General features: G+C 44.3%; 20 protein-coding genes. 17 read left to right on the top strand and 3 right to left on the bottom strand.

The genetic code is table 11. The annotated features are described in order from the left end of the window. Nucleotides 1-758: 758 nt before the first annotated feature. Nucleotides 759-1514, bottom strand: coding sequence for a Crp/Fnr family transcriptional regulator (locus ACRRU2_RS22180; RefSeq protein ID WP_331700914.1), 756 nt, complete (start codon nt 1512-1514; stop codon nt 759-761). A gap of 182 nt (nt 1515-1696) precedes the next feature. Between ACRRU2_RS22180 and ACRRU2_RS22175 the strand changes: the two genes are divergently transcribed. The 8 genes from ACRRU2_RS22175 (at nt 1697) to ACRRU2_RS22140 (ending at nt 9289) form a co-directional block, all read left to right on the top strand. After that, a complete protein-coding gene (locus ACRRU2_RS22175; RefSeq protein WP_331700913.1) occupies nt 1697-2134 on the top strand; it encodes a GAF domain-containing protein in 438 nt (145 codons plus the stop codon). 101 nt (nt 2135-2235) lie between these two features. Next, nucleotides 2236-2892 carry a response regulator transcription factor gene (locus ACRRU2_RS22170; RefSeq protein ID WP_331700912.1) on the top strand — a complete coding sequence of 219 codons (657 nt, stop codon included), beginning with the start codon at nt 2236-2238 and terminating at the stop codon, nt 2890-2892. Next, nucleotides 2885-3985, top strand: coding sequence for a PAS domain-containing sensor histidine kinase (locus ACRRU2_RS22165; protein WP_432505064.1), 1101 nt, complete (start codon nt 2885-2887; stop codon nt 3983-3985). Before ACRRU2_RS22170 ends, ACRRU2_RS22165 begins: the two co-directional genes overlap by 8 nt. A gap of 142 nt (nt 3986-4127) precedes the next feature. After that, nucleotides 4128-4433 carry a hypothetical protein gene (locus ACRRU2_RS22160; RefSeq protein ID WP_331700910.1) on the top strand — a complete coding sequence of 102 codons (306 nt, stop codon included), beginning with the start codon at nt 4128-4130 and terminating at the stop codon, nt 4431-4433. 161 nt (nt 4434-4594) lie between these two features. Then, nucleotides 4595-5344: a response regulator transcription factor gene (locus ACRRU2_RS22155; protein WP_432505062.1), complete on the top strand. Its 750-nt coding sequence runs from the start codon at nt 4595-4597 to the stop codon at nt 5342-5344. A 22-nt stretch (nt 5345-5366) separates the two neighbouring features. Next, nucleotides 5367-6440, top strand: a complete 1074-nt coding sequence (locus ACRRU2_RS22150; RefSeq protein ID WP_432505060.1) for a sensor histidine kinase — start codon at nt 5367-5369, stop codon at nt 6438-6440. Between the two features lie 136 nt (nt 6441-6576). Further along, the gene (locus ACRRU2_RS22145; RefSeq protein WP_331700908.1) at nt 6577-7353 is read left to right on the top strand and encodes an ABC transporter ATP-binding protein; all 777 of its coding nucleotides are present in this window, start codon (nt 6577-6579) and stop codon (nt 7351-7353) included. After that, nucleotides 7328-9289: an ABC transporter permease gene (locus tag ACRRU2_RS22140; RefSeq protein WP_331700907.1), complete on the top strand. Its 1962-nt coding sequence runs from the start codon at nt 7328-7330 to the stop codon at nt 9287-9289. The genes ACRRU2_RS22145 and ACRRU2_RS22140 overlap by 26 nt, the downstream gene beginning before the upstream one ends. 840 nt (nt 9290-10129) lie before the next feature. Here ACRRU2_RS22140 and ACRRU2_RS22135 read toward each other — a convergent pair. Continuing rightward, nucleotides 10130-11230, bottom strand: coding sequence for a metallophosphoesterase (locus tag ACRRU2_RS22135; RefSeq protein ID WP_432505057.1), 1101 nt, complete (start codon nt 11228-11230; stop codon nt 10130-10132). A gap of 255 nt (nt 11231-11485) precedes the next feature. Between ACRRU2_RS22135 and ACRRU2_RS22130 the strand changes: the two genes are divergently transcribed. The 3 genes from ACRRU2_RS22130 to ACRRU2_RS22120 all read left to right on the top strand — a co-directional run bounded on the left by ACRRU2_RS22130 (nt 11486) and on the right by ACRRU2_RS22120 (nt 14961). Beyond that, on the top strand, nt 11486-13651 hold the full coding sequence (locus ACRRU2_RS22130) for a DNA topoisomerase III (protein WP_432505055.1): 2166 nt from the start codon (nt 11486-11488) through the stop codon (nt 13649-13651). 197 nt (nt 13652-13848) lie between these two features. Then, nucleotides 13849-14529: a YheC/YheD family protein gene (locus ACRRU2_RS22125; RefSeq protein WP_432505053.1), complete on the top strand. Its 681-nt coding sequence runs from the start codon at nt 13849-13851 to the stop codon at nt 14527-14529. A gap of 279 nt (nt 14530-14808) precedes the next feature. Continuing rightward, a complete protein-coding gene (locus tag ACRRU2_RS22120; protein ID WP_331700903.1) occupies nt 14809-14961 on the top strand; it encodes a sporulation histidine kinase inhibitor Sda in 153 nt (50 codons plus the stop codon). Nucleotides 14962-15198: 237 nt separating this feature from the next. Here ACRRU2_RS22120 and ACRRU2_RS22115 read toward each other — a convergent pair whose 3' ends face one another. Further along, complete coding sequence (locus ACRRU2_RS22115; RefSeq protein WP_432505067.1) at nt 15199-16203, bottom strand: NAD(P)/FAD-dependent oxidoreductase; 1005 nt, start codon at nt 16201-16203, stop codon at nt 15199-15201. Nucleotides 16204-16578: 375 nt separating this feature from the next. Between ACRRU2_RS22115 and ACRRU2_RS22110 the strand changes: the two genes are divergently transcribed. The 6 genes from ACRRU2_RS22110 to ACRRU2_RS22085 all read left to right on the top strand — a co-directional run bounded on the left by ACRRU2_RS22110 (nt 16579) and on the right by ACRRU2_RS22085 (nt 23068). Continuing rightward, nucleotides 16579-17772, top strand: coding sequence for an NAD(P)/FAD-dependent oxidoreductase (locus tag ACRRU2_RS22110; RefSeq protein WP_331700902.1), 1194 nt, complete (start codon nt 16579-16581; stop codon nt 17770-17772). Next, nucleotides 17772-18023, top strand: a complete 252-nt coding sequence (locus ACRRU2_RS22105) for a hypothetical protein (protein ID WP_432505051.1) — start codon at nt 17772-17774, stop codon at nt 18021-18023. Before ACRRU2_RS22110 ends, ACRRU2_RS22105 begins: the two co-directional genes overlap by 1 nt. 99 nt (nt 18024-18122) lie before the next feature. Continuing rightward, nucleotides 18123-20204, top strand: a complete 2082-nt coding sequence (locus tag ACRRU2_RS22100) for a BglG family transcription antiterminator (RefSeq protein ID WP_432505049.1) — start codon at nt 18123-18125, stop codon at nt 20202-20204. After that, nucleotides 20201-20500 (top strand): PTS sugar transporter subunit IIB, encoded by a 300-nt coding sequence (locus ACRRU2_RS22095; RefSeq protein ID WP_331700899.1) that lies wholly within the window; start codon nt 20201-20203, stop codon nt 20498-20500. Before ACRRU2_RS22100 ends, ACRRU2_RS22095 begins: the two co-directional genes overlap by 4 nt. Before the next feature lie 4 nt (nt 20501-20504). After that, nucleotides 20505-21782 carry a PTS ascorbate transporter subunit IIC gene (locus ACRRU2_RS22090; RefSeq protein WP_432505047.1) on the top strand — a complete coding sequence of 426 codons (1278 nt, stop codon included), beginning with the start codon at nt 20505-20507 and terminating at the stop codon, nt 21780-21782. A gap of 188 nt (nt 21783-21970) precedes the next feature. Continuing rightward, nucleotides 21971-23068, top strand: coding sequence for an ABC transporter substrate-binding protein (locus tag ACRRU2_RS22085; RefSeq protein WP_432505045.1), 1098 nt, complete (start codon nt 21971-21973; stop codon nt 23066-23068). Nucleotides 23069-23080: the final 12 nt, after the last annotated feature.

The raw sequence follows: 23080 nt of genomic DNA, 5'->3' as shown, positions 1-23080 counted from the left end.
ACCATTATAAGTATGGGTTGAAAGAGTCTCCTGTCAAAAATGCCACTTGACAGGCTTTATTAAGATGCGTCAAAAACAAAGGTGCAACAGAAGCGCTTGACAGGTTTCGTTCATATCAGCGCTTCTAGCCTTCGTTACATTTTCTAAATTGGTACTTTAACAGCCTGAGTTTTTCAAACTTTTGAAAAAGTATGTTTCTAACGAAGCTGAAAAGCGTTAATTCAAAGATAGAAGCCAATGTTCTATTTTACGAAACTCATCAGTAATATTCGTGTCGGTATTACCTCAAAACGTCTAATTGTATATGAAAAATCATACACATTACGCTGAAATGCCTCAAAAAACACAATTGTATATGAAATATCACATAGAATTGGTAGGCGCCACCTCAAAACGTCCAATTGTATATGAAAAATCATACACATTGCGTTGATTTGCCTCGAAAAACACAATTGTATATGAAAAATCATATAGAATTGGTAGGCGCCACCTTGCGCTGATTTGCCTCGAAAAACACAATTGTATATGAAAAATCATATACAATCGGTCAGCGCTTTTCCACACTACAGTTAGTTTGGCTCATTTCTCGAAATAAAGGGTGTTTTCGGGCGTTTCAATGAATCTAGATACACAAAATGTACTTAGCTACCACGAGTATTTGCCAATCTTCATTGTATACTTTTCAACTGTCTGATGATTTCCGTTTAGGTTCCAATTACAAAAAAACACCTCCTTCAACAGATGGGAGGTGTTTCGTACTATATACGGCAAATTTCGATCGGGCAAGCTGGGCATTCCGGGCAGCCTGCTACTTTTCTAAGCTCGCCGTGCTTAAGAATTTTTATGAGTCCATCGCTGCTTTGCTCCAATATTTCTTCTTTCTTCATGCTGCTGAGCATACGGTTGATGCCTTCTCTAGTCGTTCCGGCAAGCTCGGCGAGGTCGCTGTTCGTCAGCTTGATATCAATAAGAATATGGTCGCTGTGCATAACGCCAAAGCTGTTGCAAAGCCGGATAAGTGTTGAAGCAAGCGCGCCGTGCTTGCCGCCCATCAGCAAATCACGCAGCTTCGATTCGGTTTGGCGCTGCATAAGACTCATCCACATAGCGAAGCGGTAAGAAAATTCGCCGCTCTTGCTCATCAGCAGCTCCAGCTGCAGCTTGGAAATAACGCCCACCTCAACATCCTCTATCGCTTCTGCACTGTAACGGTGCATAGTGTCCCATGCATCGATATCAGCAATCAGATCATTCGCCTGAACGATCGATAGCAGCAAATCTTTTCCTTCACTTGTTGATTTGCGAAGCTTTAACCTTCCGCTGCGAATCCAGTAGATCGAATTGGCTTCATCGCCCTCCCAGAACAGGTATGAACCGGCAGGTATTTTTTTTATATGCATAATAGAAGCCAGCTGATCGAGCTGCCCCTCCGTGAAAAACGAAGCATTACCTTTATATCCGCTGTCAGTAGCAGGAACTGACCTATCCGGTGTGCTGGTGAAATAGATGCTCATTGTCTCAACCCCTCACTCTTGTTACTTTTATCATACTATCGCAGCTATTAGGGTGAAATCAGGGAGTTCACTGATTATGATCGGTAATTACCCTGACATACAGAATGCTGCACAACCCTTATACTAATAATAAGTAAGAAAGTATCCTGGGGAGAAATGTGCTGTAAAGGGGTGCAGGGATAATGGCTGTTAATGAAGTAGTAATAGAAAGCTCGCTCGAGCAGCTGAGGCAGGAATCAAGCAGTGATTTTGCCGCAATTGGCGTTATTGACATAGAAAACCGCAAGCTGTGCTGGCATTATGCCAGAGGAAGTGTAAGCGCTAGAACTTTGCTCATCGTTCAAAAAACATCTAGCGGACTTACAGGAACGGCGATCCGTTCGGGCAGGCCGGCCAAATCGAATATAACAGCTACGGAGTCCGAGCGCTTCAAGCTGGGTGAGCCGCTTGTGCTGACGGAGCGACTTGATGCAGCAGTTTCCTTGCCGCTTTATTATTCGAATGAAGTAGCGGGAATTGTACTGCTTGGCAGAAGATCTCAACAAAATTACAGCGTGAATGAGCTTGATGCGGCAAGCAGCGGGGCAGACGAGCTGGTAGGCTTATTGTTCGAAAAGTAAAAAATAACAAGGATATTAATGGATAAACATAAAGAAATGTGCTGATATGCGTCTCTTTCACTGGTATAATGGTACCAGTATCGCAGCGAGGAGAGGACGAAATGATCAGACTATTGATTTGTGACGATCATGCCGTAGTAAGGTCAGGCTTGTCGATGTTGTTGCATGGACGCAATGATATAGAGGTAATTGGTGAGGCGTCTGAGGGAGATGAAGCGATTGAGCTGTCTCAAAAGCTTAAGCCCGATGTCGTACTCATGGATTTAAGCATGCCGCACGGCAAGGATGGTATGACGGCAACGACGGAATTGAAAAAATTAATGCCTGACGTGGCTATACTTATATTAACGATGCATGATGATGATGAGTATTTATTTCGAGCAATTCAGATTGGAGCCTCTGGCTATATTTTGAAAAATGCTCCGCATGATGAGCTGCTGCAGGCGATTCAATCAGTCGCCAAGGGCGACGCATACCTGTATCCAACCGCTACTAAACGGTTGATGGGCGAATATTTGGAGAAACTGCGCACTGGCGGTGACGCAGCTACGCCTTACGATACGCTGTCCGATCGGGAAAGGGAAATTTTAAGCTGGCTGGCTAAAGGCTATTCCAACAAGGAGATTGCGGAAAGCTTGTTTATCAGTGTGAAAACGGTGGAGTCGCATCGCAGCAAGCTGATGGAGAAGCTGGGACTGAAAACGCGACCGGAGCTTATTAAATTTGCCTTGAAGAAAGGACTGTTGAGCTTTGAATAATGATGCGGGCGAGCAAGTTATTGGCGAGCATGTAGAACTGCTCATTAATGAACTGTCCAAGCATATTGCAGACGACGAAGTGCTGGAACGAGTTAAAGCTTCCTTGAAGCAACTAACCGATGTGAAATTTGCGCTCGATGAGTCATCCATAGTGGCGATTACTGATGCCAAAGGAAAAATTCAATATGTAAACGATAAGTTTTGCCAAATATCGAAATATGACAGAAGCGAGCTGCTGGGGCAGGATCATCGGATTATTAATTCGGGGCACCATAGCAAGCTGTTTTTCCGCGATTTATGGCGCACCATTTCCTCTGGAGAGGTATGGCGCGGCGAAATCAAAAATCGAGCGAAGGACAGCAGCTATTATTGGGTAAGCACGACAATTGTCCCTTTTCTAAATAGTACAGGAAAGCCTTATCAGTATTTGGCGATTCGTACGGAAGTTACTGATCGCAAGCTTGCTGAGCAGAAGCTGAAGGAAGCGATGGTAAAGGTAATAGAAATTCAAGAAGAGGAGCGCAAGCGCATATCTCGCGAGCTGCACGACGGCATAGGGCAAAGTTTGTTCTCGCTACTGATCAGACTGGACCGTCTGATAGAGGATCATCGCGAGATTACCGATCTTAAGCTATTGCGCGGCGACGTATCCACCATGATGGAGGATATCCGAGGTATTGCCTTTGAGCTTCGCCCGTCGGTGCTGGACGATTTGGGCGTTGTGCCAGCTATTCGCACCTACATAGACAATTTTTCCCAGCATTTTGCTATTGATGTGAAGCTGACAACGAGCTTGAAGAGCAGGCTGAATACGGCTAAAGAAACGGCGATTTATCGAGTCATCCAGGAATCATTAACGAATATCGCCAAGTATGCCGAAATAGGCGAAACTGAGGTTAGCATTGAGGAATGCTCTAATGAAATTGTTGTTACGATTGCTGACAAGGGGCAGGGCTTTTCAATTCAGGAATGTGATCGCGGCGTCGGCCTATTTAGTATGGAGGAAAGGGCAAGAAGCGTAGGAGGCACGCTCGATATTTGCTCGGCTCCAGGCAACGGTACAACTGTTAAGCTGATGATTCCCTCTGTGTAATTTAATAGCTGAAAACAGTGCCAGTGAGAAATGTCACACCGCTGCGCAACATGCTGGTTTATAATGAATATAACAACAAGAAAAGTGACATCATCAATAGATGATTCCACATAAAGTATGACTTGAAGGGAGCAAGCTGACGATGAGAGAGTGTATCTTCCACTTTAAACTAATCCGCGATAATCATACGGAGCTGCTTCGTGCATTAATTATTCTTGGAGCAGGCAAGCAACCGCAGCTGCAAGATTTTTTAAACGCCTTTAAAGGCATGGGCTATCATGTTGCGCTAGAGAACGAGCGTGAGCTGATCTTTGCATCTGTAGATCCGAAGGATCCATATAAGCTTGATGTGACCAAACTTGAAATTAAAGGCGAAACCGAGGATAAGGCGGCTCAGGACGCAGAGCTTCGCGCTATTCTTGAAAATTTAATTAAGCCTAGCTGGTAACTTTATGACCATTAACAAGACCGGGATAGCTGAATGAATCAGCTGTTCCGGTTTTTTTACGTGCCCCGCGCTTCTGAGCTTTATTCGGATTAGGGATTTGCCAGCATTTGTTGATCCTGCTATGTTAATACTAGTTCATATTGAATGCGGAGGTTGTAACCGTGTATCGGATTTTTATTGTTGAGGACGATTTGAAAATAGCTGATATATTAAAAAGAAAGCTGGAGCAATACGGTTATATCGTAGAAGCAGCAGCGCAGTTTCGCGATTTGCTGCCAGAAGTAACAAATTTCAACCCGCATCTTGTCCTGTTGGATATTAACCTGCCTTATTATGACGGCTATTACTGGTGCAGGCAGCTGCGTATTCGGTCCAGCGTTCCAATTATATTTTTATCCGCTCGATCAGGAGAAATGGATCAGGTTATGGCCATTGAAAACGGCGGCGATGATTATTTGACGAAGCCGATACAGCTCGAACTGCTGCTTGCCAAAGTGAAAAGTGTGCTGCGGCGCACGTATGGTGAATATGCTGCGCTTGCCGATGAGCATAGCGATCAAGGCAGCATATCGGAAGGCGAGGAGAAGCAGGCGCATTATTCGTCCAATATAGTTGGCATAGGCGGGCTGCAATTATTTTTGGGGCGCAATGAGCTGTTCTGGAATGATAAGTCGATGGAGCTGACGAAAAATGAACTGCTGCTTGCTCAATGCTTGCTCGAGGACTATGGTCATGTCGTGTCGAGAGAAAAGCTGCTTGAAGCGTTATGGGACGATGTTAGCTTTGTAGATGACAACACATTAACAGTCAACGTGACCCGATTGCGAAAAAAACTGGAGGAGCTTGGGCTGCCTAAAGCGATTGAGACAGTTAGAGGAACGGGCTATAAGCTTAAATTGCCTGAAAGCTGATAATAAGCGATAGGAGACTGCAATGAAAAAAGAATGGATGACGCTGCGTGTTTTTTTGAATGACCGAATTTCTTATTTGGCTGCAATGCTGCTAATGATCGTTATTTTTGTCGTAATGATGCTGCTGGAGCTTAATTTATATAAAGGATATGTACATCCAAATACGATTATTTATTATGTGCTTCTGGCCTTATTATGCATGATTGGATGGCTGGTATTCGATTATGTTCGGCAAAGGGATTTTTACAAAGAGTTGCTGGCAGCAGTTGAAAATATGTCGGAACTGCGTGATACGCTATCGCTGCACACTATTGTAACTAGTGAACAAAAGCTGTTTTTCAGATTGCTGCAAAAAATGCATACGGCCTATTTGAACGAGTTAGGCAAATATCGCAGGCAGCAGGAGAGACATAATCATTTTGTGCTGCAATGGGTGCATCATATGAAAACGCCTGTCTCCGTAATAGATCTTTTGACGCAGGAGGATAAAGTGGACAAGAGGACTGTTCATCCTGCGGAACTCACGGGCAGCATTCGTGAGGAAAATGAAAGATTGGCCAGAGGCTTGGAAATGATGCTATACACAGCGCGGCTGGATAAATTTGAAATAGATCTGCATATCCGCAGAGTAGCACTACATGAGGTGGCGCGAAGCGCAATCAATTCATTTAAAAAAATGTGTATACGGCATGCTATCTTTCCCAAAATAGTTGGAGAAGCATATGGAGAAACCGATGAAAAATGGATGACTTTTATGCTGAATCAGTTGCTGAGCAATGCGATTAAATATAGCAAGCATAAACCGGGGACGAAGCAGCTTATCGTTACTTTGCGCAAGGATAAGGACAAAGACAGCATAACGGTATCTGATCAGGGAGTGGGTATTGCCGCTCATGATTTGCGGCGCATCTATGATCCTTTTTTCACAGGTGACAATGGACGTACGGAGGGAGAATCGACCGGTATGGGGCTTTATTTAACAAAACAGGTTTGTGACAAATTAGGACATGAACTAATCGTACAATCGGTCGTCGGCGAGGGGACTAGTGTGACGATTGTTTGCCAATCAGGCGGTATTCATAAATTAACTTCCTGACCGTTCAGTGCGAAAGGTGACAACATTGTAAGGTAGCAGAAGGACGAATGAAAGGAAAATCGATGGGTGCTTTTTCTTATAATCGTTATACTGAGACTAAATCATATAAGTGTAAGGTTTAAGGAGGAGTACGGTAATGAGTGTACTAAAAGCACAGGGGCTAGGCAAAATATATGGCGGTAAAAAAAACGTAACGTATAAAGCGCTGGAGGATATTGAGCTGCAAATCGAAGCGGGTGAATTTGTCGGTATAATGGGCCCTTCGGGGAGTGGAAAAACGACTTTGCTTAATTTGCTTGCAACGATCGATCGTCCAACATCCGGCACGATGGAGATCAACGGCATCAATCCGGCTAAATTAAATGAGAAAAAGCTTGCCTTGTTTAGAAGACGGGAGCTTGGCTTCGTATTTCAGGACTTTAATTTGCTTGATACCCTTTCCATTCAAGATAATATTGTACTGCCTCTAGTATTGGAAGGTGTTCCGCCAAGAGCGATCAAGGAACGTCTAAAGCCGATCGTAGAGCTGCTGCAAATTGAGCAAATATTGGATAAGCGCACGTACGAGGTATCGGGCGGCCAAAAGCAGCGTGCGGCTATTGCCCGGGCAATTATTCACCAGCCTTCGCTTGTGCTCGCGGATGAGCTGACGGGTAATCTGGATTCCAAGTCGGCTAAAGATGTCATGGATTCCTTGAAGGAAATGAATGAGCGTTTCAAAGCTACAGTGCTTATGGTTACGCATGATCCTTTTTCAGCCAGCTATTGCGAGCGGATTGTTTTTATTAAAGACGGCAAATTTTATACGGAAATACGCCGCGGTACGAATAGACAAGCTTTTTTCCAACAAATACTTGATGTATTAAGCGTGCTAGGGGGTAATTTTGATGACGTTTCGTTCACTCGCGCTTAGTAACATTAGAGGAAATTGGAGATCATACAGCGCTTTTTTTCTTAGCAGCGTATTTTCAGTTTTTATTTTCTATATTTATGCTTCTGTTCTGATGCATCCAGATATAGCAAACGGTAAAATAATGGCTGCATCTATGGTTCGTGAAGGCATGAAATTTTGCTTATATTTAATCGTTATCTTTTCATTTTTATTTATTCTGTACTCTAACTCTGCATTTTTGAAGACACGCAAAAAAGAATTTGGGTTGTATTCCTTGTTTGGGATGACACGCTCTCAACTGAGGAAAATGGTCATTCTTGAAAATACGGCTATTTCATTGTTTGCAATTACAGTAGGTATTGCAGTTGGAATTGTGTTAAGTAAGCTGTTTTTTATGGCGCTTGCGGTTTTGCTGGGGTTGGATGAAACGATACCGTTTATTGTTCCAGTTAAAGCGGTGGCTTTAACGGCTGGTGGTTTTTTTGCACTATTTTTTGTCTTGTCGATCTGGTCGTCTCTTCGTATTGGCAAATCTCAAATTATTGATCTGTTAAAAGCAGGGCAGAAGCCAAAGGGTAAGCTGATCTACTCGAAATGGCTGGTAGCCGTATCTCTGCTTAGTCTTGCTGGCTGTTATACAATGGCTACGATTATGGACGGCAATTCTTTTATTTTACTGGCGATGCCGATATTAATAACTGCAGTTGTCGGAACATATTTTTTATTTACTCAATTCAGTGTCTTGCTGCTTAAACTATTACAGAAACGTAAGAAGACCTATTACAATCGCACCAATATGCTTATCATTTCACAGCTGGGCTATAAAATTCGCGATAATGCGCGTGTGTTATTTACGGTTTCTATATTAAGCGCAGTTATTTTGACCGCGATGGGCAGTGTGTATATTCTGCAAGTACAGTTAAAAGATGATGCTTTTAAAAACTTTCCGCATGCTCTTGCTTTTGTGGAAGAAGGAGAAGCTAGCCATAATATTGTACAGCTTGACCAACTAGAGAAGCAGTTAGATGATGCTGGCCTGAAGATCAAATTTAAGGATCAATTTATTGGTGTGAAAATTACCGATTACGAAGCTTCCATTCAAACGTCTGATGGCAATAGAGGAGTTGGGTTTCATGGTACTGATGAGCGCCATGGCATGATTATTTCAGAATCTGCTTATAATGATTCCGCGGGCAGGCTAGGCTTGAAAAAATTGAAGATCGAGTCGGGCAAGCTTGCCCTTGTAAAGAATGCTTATCAGGAAGATTTATACGAGGGTAAGCTATCTGCAAAATTTATGGGAGACCCGATCAGCTTTGAGATTTCAGAGTGGGTGGATGGTCAGGCAATGAACAACTGGATGGATTCAAGCTCGATTACTTTCGTCGCAGATGATGCCACCTATAACAGTATGCTGGAAAGATCACCTGTTGAAGAACGGGCAGTCTATTACGGTTATGAGCTGAAAAACTGGGAGAAATCCGCCCCGTTTTTGAAGCAATTCTCAGAAGACGTACCTTCGGAGCACCGCAACAATATAAGCATTAACCGTATACTGCAATACAATAGCGCACAGGAATCTGCTGGCTTAACGTTATTTATCGGGTTATTTATTAGCTTATTGTTTTTTGTATCCGCAGGCAGCATGATTTACTTTAAGCTGTTTACCGAAATGCAAGAGGATAAGTCCCAATTCAATTCGCTTACCCGAATTGGCATGACACGGGCAGAAATTCGCAAAATTGTAGTGAGCCAAATAGCGATAGTATTTTTTATACCGTGTATTGTTGGCGTTGTTCACGCTCTGTTCGCTATGAAGTCTTTGGAAAATATAATCAATTCATCGACCTGGCTGTACTCCTTCGTCGTTTTTGGAATATTTCTAGTCATGCAATTTATTTATTTCTTGCTGGCGAGCAGCAGTTATATGAAAGGATTGACTGGCAAGCAAGCTTAACAGGCATATAGCAAACTTTTGCCATTAATTAATCGACACATTCCCAGCTGGCATTAATGAATAGACATTAATAAGATCGCTATAGGATCGCTTCCCCCTCGATAAGCAGGAAAGGGAGGCGATCTTATTTGTTTTTTGAACTGGCGTATGCTTAGAACTCACGTATGGATTGGCCTCATGTGTGCTTTGAACGCGCAAATGCTTGGAACTCATATGCTTTGGCCTCATGTGCGCACGTAGACTAACTGTAATTTCTGTGCTTAGTTTAGAGGAAAATTACTTATTTGTGAATCTAAGGGGAAAAACTGCATTTAGTTTGGAGCTTTTTTCAAAAAAAAGGGTACTTTGATCAATCTAGATGGAGGAAATGTATCTGGACTCTTTTTTTCGGCGAAAAAGGAGAAACTAGATACATAAAATGCATTTAGCAGCTTGGCGTGCGACCTTCTACTTTGGAAAATTCCGATATTTACTTTGAAACTGCCAATTTATTGATTTCGCGGTCACACGTTCCGCTATTTGCTCTAAAACTGTCATTTTTTTAATTTCGCGGTCACACGTTCCGCTATTCGGCTCAATATGGAGCTTTTTCTACGATTTATTGACCAATAGCGGAACGTGTGTCACTTTGCCCCCTCAAACCTGCGCTTTTGGGCGTAATAACGGAACGACTGACCAGCTAGTTAAGCAATGGCCCATTGTGGAGGGGCAACAAGCAACTGAAAGGAGATGGCAATAGGCCCGCCACGCTAAGCTTAAACTACTGCTCCTATACAAGACCCCTCCGCGCAAAGCGCAAACTACTGCTCCTCAAACTAGGCCCCCCACGCAGAAAGCTGCCTATTCAAAGGTAACATGTATTTGTACAATTTCTGAGCGGCTGCCGATCCGTATCGGCGGTCCCCAGAAGCCGTAGCCGGACGAAACGATAGAGTGCATATCATTTTTGCGCAAATATCCCCAATCATTTTCGAAAAGACGCTGCGTGATCAAATGCGCCGGCGCAATTTGCCCGCGGTGCGTGTGGCCTGATAAGATCAGATCAATGCCATGATCTGCGGCGATGCCTAAATCCTTCGGCTGGTGATCCATCGCAATAATTGGTTTGGTATGATCTAATCCTTCAGTGAGCTCGGATAGCTCAATACGTGCTTTGTCGGAATGATCTTTTCTTCCAATAATATAAAATTGATCCTCGATTAGCGTGACCTCATCGTACAGAACATTAATATTGCTGCTTTCAATTACGCTGATCAGCTCAGCCAGCCCTTCGCGCGTTTTGTCATGATTGCCTAGCGAAGCATATACGCCGTAGGTAGACTCAATGTTTGCAAGAATGGCAGGTATGTCTTGATCGATGACAGGAGCCAGCTGATCGTCGATAATATCGCCAGGAAACAGAACGAGATCAGGCTTAAGCTCATTAATCATATTGACCATGCGCTGAGCATGATTTTTGCCGGATAATATGCCGAAATGCATGTCCGAGGCTACGACGATATTAAGCGGCTGCTCTACTTGGGCAGGCTTGTTAATCATAATTGCATAGGGCCTTACGACAGGACTGTAAGCAGAGAAAGAACCGAATCCGATAATGCCAATTAAAGCGGTTAGCAGCAAAATGCCAATCGTTTTTTTAATGCCTTGACGCGGCAGCCTTGTTAAGCTGAATAGCCAAATGATGAGATGAGCTACTGGCAGCAGCAAGAGCAGAAGGGAGAATAAAGCGAGCCAATATGCGCCTATAATTTGCAAAATAATTTGTGTGCTGAAAAAACGTCCGAGTATAAATGAAATGGCGAGAAAGCTGATCAGCAGGATGTATAAGAGCTTGAACCGTTTTGAAATTGCCGGCTTTAAAAAGCTCCATCCGCTCCAGCCTATGTAAAAAACAAGTGCAGCATAAATAAGTAAAAAGACAATGCCAATCGCAATAAACATAGCAGACCCCTTTCTTCACTCAATTATAGCAATGAACACGGGGACAATGCCAATTTCTCAAAGAGGCGATCAGATTTAGCGGCTCATACAGAAAGGAGCTGGCATGCAGTAAGGATCTAGCTTATAGAAAGAGCTGGCATGCAGAAAGCAGCAACTAGCTTGTCTAAAGCTATGGATCAAGAAAAATGTTATACTAAATGTGTGAATTTGGATATTCATCAAGGTTTTTATAAAATTTTTTTGGGAGAGCTATGAATGAAATCATTAGTATTAGCTGAAAAGCCAAGCGTAGCCAAAGAAATTGCACGAGTGCTAGGCTGCAATCAGAAGCATAAAAGCTACATTGAAGGTCCTAAATATGTGGTGACATGGGCATTAGGACATTTGGTAACACTCGCTGAGCCGGAGGATTACGATAAAAAATATCGCACCTGGTCGCTAGAGGATTTGCCTATTTTGCCGCAAAGAATGAATCTGAAGGTTATGAAGGAAACCTCGCATCAATACAAAGCGGTTGCGCAGCTATGCAAACGGCCGGATATTCATGAGCTTGTTATTGCAACGGATGCAGGGAGAGAAGGAGAGCTGGTAGCCCGCTGGATTATGGAGCTGGTGCATTGGAAGAAGCCGTTTAAGAGACTTTGGATTTCGTCGCAAACAGATCAAGCGATCAAGGAAGGATTCAGCCGCCTGAAGGATGGCAGAGCTTATGATTCGTTATATGCCTCGGCAGTATGCCGCGCGGAAGCGGATTGGCTGATCGGGCTTAATGTTACGCGTGCATTAACCTGCAAGTACAATGCTCAGCTGGCAGCAGGGCGCGTGCAGACGCCTACGCTTGCTATGCTGATGGACAGGGAGCAAGCGATTTCTGAGTTCCAATCCCAGCCTTACTGGACGATTACAGCCCAGTTCGAAGGCTTTCAAGCGGTATGGCGCCAGCAAGACGAGCAGGACGGAAGGCTTTGGAGCCGTGAAGAGGTCGATGCTGTTGTTAAACGGATTCAGCAATCCAGCAGCAGTGCAGCGGTAGAGAAGCTGCGCGTCAATGAAAAATCGCAGCCCCATCCGCAAGCCTATGATTTGACAGAATTGCAGCGCGATGCGAACAAAAAGCTCGGGTTTTCGGCCAAGCAAACGTCCAATGTGCTGCAAAAGCTGTATGAGCAGCATAAGCTGGTTACCTATCCGCGCACCGATTCTCGCTATCTTTCCAGCGATATCGTGCCGACGCTGAAGGGCAGGCTGGAAAGCATTGCGACCGGTCCTTATACAGCGCTTGCTCGGAAAGCGCTCAAAGGGAACCTGAAGCTGAATAAGCGGGTGGTCGATAACGATAAGGTATCGGATCACCATGCCATTATTCCAACCGATCAATACGTTCAGCTTGGAGCGCTGTCGAATGATGAGCGTAAACTGTATGACTTGATTGTAAAGCGTTTTATTTCGCTGTTCCTCAATCCTTACCGTTATGATGAGACTACTGTAATTGTACAAGCCGGCCAGGACCGATTCTTTGCAAAAGGGCGTGTGGAGAAGGAGCTAGGATGGCGGGAAGCTTATGCAAGCGGAACAGCGTCAAGCTGGAATGATACGGATGATGAGCAGGAGGATGAGGCTGGGGAAGACAGCATGAAGGAAGCCTCGCAGCGGCTCCCTGCTTTAAAATCCGGCCAGAAGCTTGCCCTGAAGCAAGTAGTCTTCAAGGAATTGCGTACATTGCCTCCGCCTCGATTTACCGAAGCTGCTTTACTATCCCGAATGGAGAAATATGGACTTGGCACGCCTGCGACAAGAGCGGATATTATTGAGAAGCTGCTGCAAACCGATACGATTGATCGCTCAGGCAACAAATTGCATCCTACGGGCAAAGGAAAGCAGTTGATTGAGCTCGTTGTTCGTGAATTGCGCAGTCCTGAATTAACGGCCAAGTGGGAGTCGGAGCTGGAAAGTATTGCAAAAGGGAAAGGAAATGCCAAGCAATTTATGCAGGGCATCCGCCAGCAAGCATCCAAATGGGTAGGCGAGGTCATTAGCGAGACTAAAGAATATAAGCCGCATAATACGACAGGCAGCTATTGCCCGGAATGCTCCAAGCCGATGCTGGAGGTTAAAGGGAAGCGAGGCAAGTCCTATGTCTGCTCAGACCGCGAATGCGGCTATCGCCGGGCAAGCGGACCGGTGCTGCTTAACAAGCGCTGCCCGCAATGCCATAAGAAGATGGAGCTCCATGACGGCAAAGCAGGCAAATATGCGCAGTGCAGGCCGTGCAACGTTATTGAAATGCTGGGAGACAAAGGCGATGGCCGTATGAATCGCCGCGAGGAGCAAAAGCTTATTCATAAATATAGCGACAATGCTCCGCTAACGAACAGCTTGGCCGATAAATTGAAAGCTGCTTTGGAGAAAAAGTCTGATTAATACAAATAGCTTGCAGGAACCGGCAGGGTTAAGCCCTCCGGTTCTTTTATTTGGATTCATTTTTGGATGGATAGGTGCGTTTCTCTCTGGCTACTAAACTCTATATTACGGCTATTAACCAGTGACAATAATCCAAGAGAATTATAGAAGTTGGACATATTGTATATAGAACAGAAGTTTAAGGGAGAGTGAAGTCAATGGCAGTAGTACGCGGCAGCGGGCGTATGCTAGCAAATAAAATGTCGAAAACTAATATTTTGCTGACCAATAGCGAAATTGCGGAGCATATACCGCCGACAAGATTATTTTCAGCAGACAATTTAAGCGAAATGCTCAATCAGCATGGAATGGTTGTTATTAAACCGCTAGTTGGCTCGGGCGGTGCAGGCGTTATCAAGGTGAAGAAGAAACACGAAAGCCGTTATACTTTCACATATTATACGAGTACGTATAAATTTGAGTCTTTTGACAGCATGTTTTCTAAGATTCGAAAATATATGAAAAAAAAGAAGTATTTAATTCAAAAGGGCATACATCTGGCAAAAGTCAACGGCAGACCGATTGATTACCGCGTGAAATATGTAAAAGAGCATGGAAGATGGCGCTACGCTGCGATTGTAGGAAGGATCGCCAGAGCAGGGCTTTTTGTTACTAATTTGCAAAGAGGAGGCAGATTAGTTTCAGGATCTAAAGGGATATCAATGTCGATTGGAGCATCCTATGTGCGGGATAAGAAAAGGCAGATGCGCAGATTGACAGAGCTGTCCACAAGAGTGCTTGAAAGCAGGTACCATGGCATGAATCAGCTTGGTTATGATTTTGGAATAGATACGAACGGAAAAATCTGGATGTTTGAAGTGAACACAAGGCCTCAATAACAGGCGGAGCTGGGAGCAATTCTCTATTATTCTACTAAACAATAAGATTGATAGTTTTCCCCATTGTGATTAAAGTTTTTTATGTGTTTTCATCATGTTTATGTTGTGGATAACATTATCCACATTATCCCCATTGAAACATCACATAATTCGACTATTGTTCACAATTTGCGCACAGTATATCCACAGAGTTATGTGGACATTGTTGGTTGTTCTCACTTAAATTGTTACATGATACTATGAATCTATAACTTATTCTGGCAAAAAGGAGGTACTTCAATGAGGCAGCTTTCTGATGAACTTCTCATAGACGCTTATTACGCCGCTATTGAGCATCAGTTAGAGCATGATTTTATTATGATGTTATTTGCCGAAATTAAGCGAAGAAAAGTAGATTTCACGAAAAACAATCGCTCCCTGGTTATTGTGTAGCATAGCAGTAATTAATTATCCTCACAGGCTTTAACAGCCCTAATGCACATGATGCTTGATTCTTTCTACATTCGATAAATATTCTATTCCAACGAGAAAAGTAGCCACAGTAGAATGCCATCCAAATAATTTAAAACAATAAGGGTATCCTACTTATATATAAGAGGGTACCCTTTATCTTTGAAAGATTCGAATTCATACGTATTAAGCATTCGCGATAGTTCGACAGCTTGCCGGCTATAATTTCATATTGCTGCTATGTCCGGGTGAAAGCTTGGCTGCTGGATCTATATATACCTTCGCATTGTTTACAGCTATGGGCGCTTCGCCAAAGCCGACAGCAATAAGCTTTACTTTTCCTGGATAGGTCGTTATATCGCCTGCAGCAAAAATGCCGGCAATGCTCGTTTCCATCCGTGAGTCTACCGTTATGGAGCCTTTCGCAATATCGATGCCCCAATCTGCAATAGGTCCGAGCGAGGACAGGAAACCAAAATTAATGATGACATCATCTATATCCAGTTTAGAACATTCGTTTGTTTTGACATGCTGCAGTGTTACCTTGGACAACTGCATTGGAGTGTTGCCGGAACTATTATCGGCACTATGCAAGCCTGTAATCTCCACCGGAGTGATCACCTTCACTGACGATTGCATCAGCCGTTCTACACTATGCTCATGGGCGCGAAACTGGTCACGCCGATGGACAAGCGTTACAGTGCTGGCTATTGGCTCCAGCATAAGCGACCAGTCTACAGCGGAGTCGCCGCCGCCGCTAATCATCACATTTCTTCCGCGGAACCGTTCTAGATCATTTACGAAATAATGCAGGCTGCCTCCCTCGTACGCAGCTGCTTCTGGCAAAGCCAGTCTTTTTGGCTCAAAGGCGCCTACACCTGCTGTGATGATAATTGCTCTGGCATAATGTGTATTGATTGTCGTTTTTATTTCGAACAATCTTTCCTCATGTTTAATAACGTCGACAACCTTTTCCTCCAGGCACACTGTAGGCTTGAAAAGCTCGAGCTGCTCGATTAAACGATCAACAAGCTCCTGAGCTGTAATTTTTGGAAAACCAGCAACATCATAAATATATTTTTCAGGATAAAGCGCCGCCAGCTGACCTCCAAGCTGAGGCATGCTTTCGATGATTTTAACTGAAGCCTGTCTCATGCCGCCATAAAAAGCAGCAAAAAGCCCTGCAGGCCCGCCGCCGATAACGATCAGATCAAAAGTTCGCATGGTGTTTTCATCATTTGACAACACAATCACCTCCAATTTATACGCATTTCATACCTATTATACTATTATGCTGTGAACGAACAATTTCATTCGCGGCTGCCTAATTGGCAATTTGTATACTGTTCTAAACATTTTCGTATAAAAATACTCTTGAATTTTATGTGAAAACTATGTAATATGTCTGATGTATGTTGTGATTAGTCGGTGATTTTTTTGACGAATTTTGTCACTATCGATTGTTATCATAAATCACAGCATGTTTAGATGAAAAAGTTAGTGAAAAACGACAAGCCATAATCTTAATTTTATGATTGAGTTTGTGTAATATTTCACAATCTTTATAAAGAAAATTTAGGGAATGGAAGGGATCATACGATGAGTAGCATACCAAAGATTGTCATTCTCGGCGCTGGGTATGGTGGTGTCCTGACTGCACTTCGTTTACAAAAAGAATTAAATTACAACGAGGCAGATGTGACGCTTGTAAACAAGCATGATTATCATTACTTTACAACGCATTTGCACATGCCTGCAGCAGGTACGGACAATCCAGAAAATGCTCGTGTCAGCATTTCAAAATTAATTGATGAATTTAAAATTGATTTCGTGAAATCTACTGTAGTACAAATTCGCCCGCAAGACAAGAAAGTGATTTTGGAGGATGGTACGCTTTCCTACGATTACTTGGTAGTCGGTCTTGGCGGCGAGCCGGAAACTTTCGGAATTCCAGGGCTTGCTGAGCATGCTATGAATATTCGAAGCATTAACTCTGTCCGTTTAATTCGCGAGCATATCGAATATCAATTCGCTCGCTTCAAGCGTGAGCCGCATCGCACTGATTATTTGACCTTTGTTGTCGGCGGTGCCGGCTTCACAGGCATCGAGTTTGTCGGTGAGCTTTCTGATCGAATTCCAGAGCTTTGCAAGCAGTATGATGTAGATCCTACTCTTGTGAAAATCTACAATATTGAGGCTGCTCCTACTGCGCTTCCGGGCTTTGATCCGGAGCTGGTTGAGTATGCGATGGAAGTGCTCGCTAAGAAAGGAGTTACATTCCGCATCGGTACTGCCATTAAAGAATGTACACCTGAAGGTGTTGTTGTCGGCGAAGGCGAGGAGATTAAATCCGCAACTGTTATTTGGACAGGAGGCGTTCGCGGCAATCGCTTGATTGAAGAAGCAGGCTTCGAAACCATGAGAGGCCGTGTTAAAGTTGACGAGTTTTTACGTGCGCCAGGCAGCGATCATGTGTATATTATCGGCGATAACTCGCTTATGTTTAATCCTGAAGGACGCCCGTATCCTCCAACCGCTCAAATTGCGATGCAGCAGGGCGTAGTTTGTGCACATAATTTGGTGGCGTCGATCCGCAACCAATCGCCGAAAACATTCGTATTCAGCAACAAGGGTACGGTTGCTTCTCTGGGCAAAGGTGAAGCTATCGGTATTGCATTTGGCAAGAAATACAAAGGCCGTGTTGCATCCTGGCTAAAAAAAGCGATCGATCTTCGCTATCTGTTCATTATTGGCGGAATTCAGCTAGTATTGCGTAAAGGTAAATTTCTATAATGAGACACTGCAGCGTTCAAGTACGCGGATTGCTGACGAGAGATGAGCTGGACCGATACAATGCTTTAATTGAGGTAGGTTCGTATTTGGAATCGCAAACTCGTTATGACCTGGCTTATACGGTGCAAAAGGAAATAGATTTGTTAATTATGCCGGCCATAGAACGGCTTAAGGAAAAAGGACGGCAGCGTGACCGGGCGACAGAGGAATATTTGGCGTCCAAGCAAGTACAAACAGATGAAGAGGAATAGTATTACCATATTAAGGCTTTCACTTGGCTGCAGTAACCTGTTGCTAGGTGAGAGCCTTTTGTGTCATGATAGATGCAATATCGCTAGAAGGTGGAACCTATGATAACAAGCAGACAGCAGCGAATACTGAATCAGCTTATGGAAGCGCTTGATTATATTCCTTTAAAGCAATTAACAGAGCAGTATGAAATATCCGACCGCACATTGCGCCATGATTTGCTGCAGCTGGAGGATTGGCTAAGAGAGCATGACGTCGTGCTTGAACGCCACCGATCAAACGGAGTTAAGCTGCGTCATGATTTAGAGCAGATGCGAAAAATTGAACAGCAGCTGAATTATAGGCAGGTTATCATGGATTCCAAGCAGCGAATGAATGTGCTGCTCAAGCTGCTGCTGCAGCAGAGCACACTATCCATGGAGCAGGTGATGGAGGACTTTGTTATTAGCCATAGCACGCTGCTCGTTGATTTGCATGAAATCAAGCTGTGGCTGGACAGCCGCAAGCTAAAGCTCGTGAAGTCAAAGGGGATGCTGTCGGTTGATGGCAAGGAAGGCGCGAAGCGCAGTGCTTATCTTGAGCTTCTTCGAGCCGAGATAACTGAGGACAGGCTATTAAAATATATGTTTGATCAAAACGATGAAGCCGGCAATAAGCTTTCTTTTTTAAACAAATGGTTCAAAGCCGAGGATGTGCAGATTATTTTTGATTTGCTGCAGCAAATCGAAAAGCTGCTTAATATGCAATTTGCCGATGCGGGCTATACGACAATAACTTTGCATTTGCTTATGGCAACACAGCGGCTTAAGCAGGAGCATACGATTACGATGGACAGCAAGCTGCTCAAGGAACTGGAAAAGACAGAAGTGTTTCGAATAATCAGCAGCGACATTGTTCCGCAAATTAACGGGCATTTTCAGGTTACACTTCCGGTATCAGAAATTGGTTATATTACACAGCATGTACTGGGAGCGCAGAAGCAGCATATCGAATCGAAGGATACAGCATATATACCATTGGCAAAAGATATTGTCAGCCGAACAGAAGCGGCGCTGGGCTATCGCCTGCAAATGTCTGAGCAAGCGATCAAAGGCTTGGCGATCCATCTAAAGCCTGCTATTTACCGGGCTAAATTTAATTTGCAGCTTAGAAATCCGTTGATGGAGCAGCTGGAGGAGCAATACGGCTCCTTGCTCAAGCTGCTCGAAAAGCTGGTAAATGAAGCGATAGCCGAGCTGAATATCACTTTTGACCGCGATGAGATCGGTTATATTATGCTTCATATTGCCAGCGGCATCGTTCCTCATGTGTTGAATACAAGCAAGCGTGTTGCTATCGTTTGCGCATCTGGCATAGGGACGTCTGCCATTATAAAAAGACGGTTAGCTTTTATATTCCCGCAGCTTGATGTCGTTAAAATTTGCTCCTACAAAGAATCGGCATTGCTTACCGGCAAGGATGCTGACGCCGTGCTTACTACCATTAATATCGGCCATTCGCTGCCAATTCCTTGGCTGAAGGTATCTCCGCTTCTTACAGAGCAGGATCAGCAAAAAATTTCGCAGTTTTTTCAAATTGCTTCCAAAGAGGATACAGCAGCTGAAACGATCCAGACGGTCAATGACATTATGAAAATTATTGAACGAAATGCAATTGTCGAGCATCGCAGCCGCTTGCTTGAAGAGCTGTTGCAAATGCTGCAAGGTGCAAGCGTGCCGCCATCCAAAGAATTGTCGCTGACGGATTTGCTGCCTGCTTCATCGATCAGCTTGCTGCAGGAACCGCTACAATGGGAGGATGCTATCCGTTTTGGCAATGGTTTTCTTATTGCTCAAGGCTCCTCAAACGAAAGGTATGAGGAAAAGCTGATCGAAATGATTCAATCTGGCAATCATTCCTTTCTCATTTCGAACGGAATTTATTTTCCGCATGCCTATATGCCTGAGGATGTTACGCAGACGATGTTCAGCTTGGTTACGTTTCAAGAGCCCGTTCTATTCGGGCCGTCCAAGCATCCGGTATGGCTGATGATCACACTCGCTGCAGTGGATAAGGAAGGGCATATTGGACCGCTCAGCACGCTGCTGAACGCGCTGAATGACAATGACTTTGTAGCGCGCTTGAAAACCTCGGCTGATCGTTTGCAGATTTGGCAGCTGCTTCGGGAAAAGGAGGGCCTATGAATAAAATATTAGTCGCCTGCAATAGCGGACTTGGTACAAGCTTAATGATTCGAATTAATCTGGAAGCTATTTTACGTGAATTGGGTTGCTCTATTGCTGTTGAGCATACCGATGTAACTTCATTGCGGACCTTTCAGGCAAAGCTTGTAGTCTGCTCCTCGTACATCGTCGATTATTTGGAGGAAAGTGGAGATATGGAGGTAATAGCGCTTGAGGATATTATGGATCGCCAATATTTATATGAGTCGCTAATGAAGAGCCCAACCTTTCAACAATGGATGCTTGAAATGAGGTAATCGCATGACAGCAAATGCAGTTCAGTGGCTGAACAAAGGATTAATAGGCGAGCCGGCCTTAATGCTCGGACTAATAGCCTTGATTGGCTTGTTGCTGCAGAAGCAGCCTCTGCAAAAGCTGCTGAGCGGCACGATTAAGACGATGCTGGGCGTAAAGCTTGTGCAAATTGGCGCCAATGAAACGGGCGCTTCACTTTCTAATATGTCAGCCGTTATTCAAAACGGATTTCAAATTATCGGCATTATTCCGCACAGTGAAACGACAACGGCGATGACTCAAATTAATTTTGGCGAGGAAATGGCTCTCATTATGCTGATCGGGATGATTGTGCATCTCGCAATCGCCAGATTTACTCCTGCCAAATATATTTTTATGGCCGGGCACCACATGCTGTTTATGTCCGCACTCCTTGCAGCTCTTTTAATGTCCAGCAATTTCAGCACGCTGCAAACGATGCTTATCGGAGGGACTGTGCTCGCTGTCTGCATGTCCAGCGCGCCGCTAATTGCACAGCCGTATGCGCGCAAAGTAATTGGCAATAACAGCTTTGGCCTCGGTCACTTCAACAGTTTGGGCTATTTGCTCAGCGGGCTTATCGCATCTCTATTCAAACCGGGCGAACGGCAGCAAAAAGAAGTGAAGAAGAACAAGCTTATCGTTTTGTTTCAAGACCATATGGTCGTTATCTTTATATTTACCTTTGTGCTGTTTATGATTGCCAGCCTGTTCGTGCCTAAGGGCAGCATTGAAAATATGTTCGCCGGACAGCATTTCATTATCGTATCGCTTATTCAGGCAACCTGGTTCGCAGCCGGCTGTTATATCGTATTGGCAGGAGTCCGCATGATGCTGGCTGAAATTGTACCCGCTTTCAAAGGTATAGCGGATCGGATCGTCCCGGGAGCTATCCCGGCGCTGGATTGTCCTGTTCTGTTCAGCTATGCGCCGCTAGCGGCAGTAACCGGTTTTCTGCTCAGCTTTATCGGGGGGTTACTGGCTATGGCGATGATGATGCAGCTTCAATATACCGTTATTATTCCCGGAGTAATCCCTAACTTTTTCTCTGGCGGCGCAGCAGGAGTGATCGCATACAAAATCGGCGGCAGAAAAGGATTAGTAGTGGCATCGATCATACATGGCTTCGTATTAACGCTGCTGCCGGTCTTCTTAGTTCCGCTGTTGTCTAACATAGGGTATCTTCGCACTACGTTTGCCGATATCGATTATTCTGCAGTTGGAATTATCGTTAATGCCGTGCTGGATTGGTTTCAACATTTTTAAACGGTTATTTCACGCAAACAATTGCGGATGCGCTGACGCTCTTTCAGAAAGTGTCAAGGCTGCCTCTTACGAGGCAGCTTTTTTTAATATAATTTTCTGCCGCAGCAAACGGCAGAACGTTAATCTTTAAAGTTTGTAAGCGCATCCAATATAATTGGACTTGTCCCACAAATAAGGAGGTCGTACAGATGAAAAAATCTTTGTTAGGCAAAATGGCAGCTGTAGTGCTGGCTGCAACCGTATTTGCAGGCTGCAGCTCTAATGGAGGAACAACAAATGCAGGCACCGGATCAACAGGCAAAACCGATCCATCTCCTACAGCGCAGCAATCTGAAGCACCAGCAAAACCACAAGGCAAATTGACCGTATACATTGGATTCCAAGAGGATCATGCGGTAAAAGCGATCGAGCAATTCAAGAAGGATACGGGTATCGATGCAGAAATGATTCGTATGTCAGCCGGTGAAATTTTGGCAAAGGTACGTGCTGAGAAAGATAACCCGCAAGCAAGCGTTTGGTATGGCGGCCCGGCCGATACATTCGTGCAAGCTACGAAAGAAAATTTGCTTCAGCCGTATGTTTCTCCAGTTGCCGAAAAGATTGATGCAAAATATAAAGATCCGAACGGCTATTGGACAGGCGTATATGTAGGTGCGGTCGGCTTTGCTTCCAACAAAGAGTTTTTGAAGAAAAAAGGGCTGGAGGCTCCTACGAAATGGGAGGATCTGCTTGATCCGAAGCTGAAAGGCGAAATCGTTATGGCTTCTCCTGCATCCTCCGGTACGGCGTACACCGCAATTTACAGCATACTTAAAGTGTTTGGCGACGAAGAAAAAGGCTTTGACTATTTGAAAAAGCTTCATCCGCAAGTTCAGCAGTATACGACAAGCGGAGCGGCACCGGGCCGTATGGTCGGTATGGGCGAAGCAGGCGTAGGCGTATTGTTCGCACACGATATTATCAAATATCAAGAAGAAGGCTTCGACAGCCTGGTTATGTCTTTCCCTGAGGATGGAACCGGTTATGAAACAGGCTCTATCGCGATTATCAACAATGCGAAAAATATCGATGCTGCTAAAGCGTTTGTAGATTGGGCTCTATCTCCAAAAGGTCAGGAAATAGGCAAAACAGTCGGTAGCTTCCAAAACATTACTAACGTTGATGCAGTAGGTCCTGAGCAAGCAGTTGATATGAGCAAGCTGAATTTAATTGATTACAACATTGAAGAAGCGGGGTCACAGCGCCAGCATATTATCGATAAATGGAATTCTGACGTTAGTAAATAAGCTTTATTAAAT

Origin of the sequence: Paenibacillus sp. GXUN7292 (assembly GCF_050864975.1) — a bacterium.
In the GTDB taxonomy this organism is placed as follows: domain Bacteria; phylum Bacillota; class Bacilli; order Paenibacillales; family Paenibacillaceae; genus Pristimantibacillus.
Note: the sequence above shows the minus strand (reverse complement) of the source record. Positions and strands in the feature narration are given on the sequence as shown.

Bases quoted from the DNA above. Each gene is read 5' to 3' on its own strand.
- ACRRU2_RS22180 (WP_331700914.1), bottom strand. From the start codon at position 1,514: ATGAGCATCTATTTCACCAGCACACCGGATAGGTCAGTTCCTGCTACT.
- ACRRU2_RS22175 (WP_331700913.1), top strand. From the start codon at position 1,697: ATGGCTGTTAATGAAGTAGTAATAGAAAGCTCGCTCGAGCAGCTGAGG.
- ACRRU2_RS22170 (WP_331700912.1), top strand. From the start codon at position 2,236: ATGATCAGACTATTGATTTGTGACGATCATGCCGTAGTAAGGTCAGGC.
- ACRRU2_RS22160 (WP_331700910.1), top strand. From the start codon at position 4,128: ATGAGAGAGTGTATCTTCCACTTTAAACTAATCCGCGATAATCATACG.
- ACRRU2_RS22150 (WP_432505060.1), top strand. From the start codon at position 5,367: ATGAAAAAAGAATGGATGACGCTGCGTGTTTTTTTGAATGACCGAATT.
- ACRRU2_RS22145 (WP_331700908.1), top strand. From the start codon at position 6,577: ATGAGTGTACTAAAAGCACAGGGGCTAGGCAAAATATATGGCGGTAAA.
- ACRRU2_RS22140 (WP_331700907.1), top strand. From the start codon at position 7,328: ATGACGTTTCGTTCACTCGCGCTTAGTAACATTAGAGGAAATTGGAGA.
- ACRRU2_RS22135 (WP_432505057.1), bottom strand. From the start codon at position 11,230: ATGTTTATTGCGATTGGCATTGTCTTTTTACTTATTTATGCTGCACTT.
- ACRRU2_RS22130 (WP_432505055.1), top strand. From the start codon at position 11,486: ATGAAATCATTAGTATTAGCTGAAAAGCCAAGCGTAGCCAAAGAAATT.
- ACRRU2_RS22125 (WP_432505053.1), top strand. From the start codon at position 13,849: ATGGCAGTAGTACGCGGCAGCGGGCGTATGCTAGCAAATAAAATGTCG.
- ACRRU2_RS22120 (WP_331700903.1), top strand. From the start codon at position 14,809: ATGAGGCAGCTTTCTGATGAACTTCTCATAGACGCTTATTACGCCGCT.
- ACRRU2_RS22115 (WP_432505067.1), bottom strand. From the start codon at position 16,203: ATGCGAACTTTTGATCTGATCGTTATCGGCGGCGGGCCTGCAGGGCTT.
- ACRRU2_RS22110 (WP_331700902.1), top strand. From the start codon at position 16,579: ATGAGTAGCATACCAAAGATTGTCATTCTCGGCGCTGGGTATGGTGGT.
- ACRRU2_RS22105 (WP_432505051.1), top strand. From the start codon at position 17,772: ATGAGACACTGCAGCGTTCAAGTACGCGGATTGCTGACGAGAGATGAG.
- ACRRU2_RS22100 (WP_432505049.1), top strand. From the start codon at position 18,123: ATGATAACAAGCAGACAGCAGCGAATACTGAATCAGCTTATGGAAGCG.
- ACRRU2_RS22095 (WP_331700899.1), top strand. From the start codon at position 20,201: ATGAATAAAATATTAGTCGCCTGCAATAGCGGACTTGGTACAAGCTTA.
- ACRRU2_RS22090 (WP_432505047.1), top strand. From the start codon at position 20,505: ATGACAGCAAATGCAGTTCAGTGGCTGAACAAAGGATTAATAGGCGAG.
- ACRRU2_RS22085 (WP_432505045.1), top strand. From the start codon at position 21,971: ATGAAAAAATCTTTGTTAGGCAAAATGGCAGCTGTAGTGCTGGCTGCA.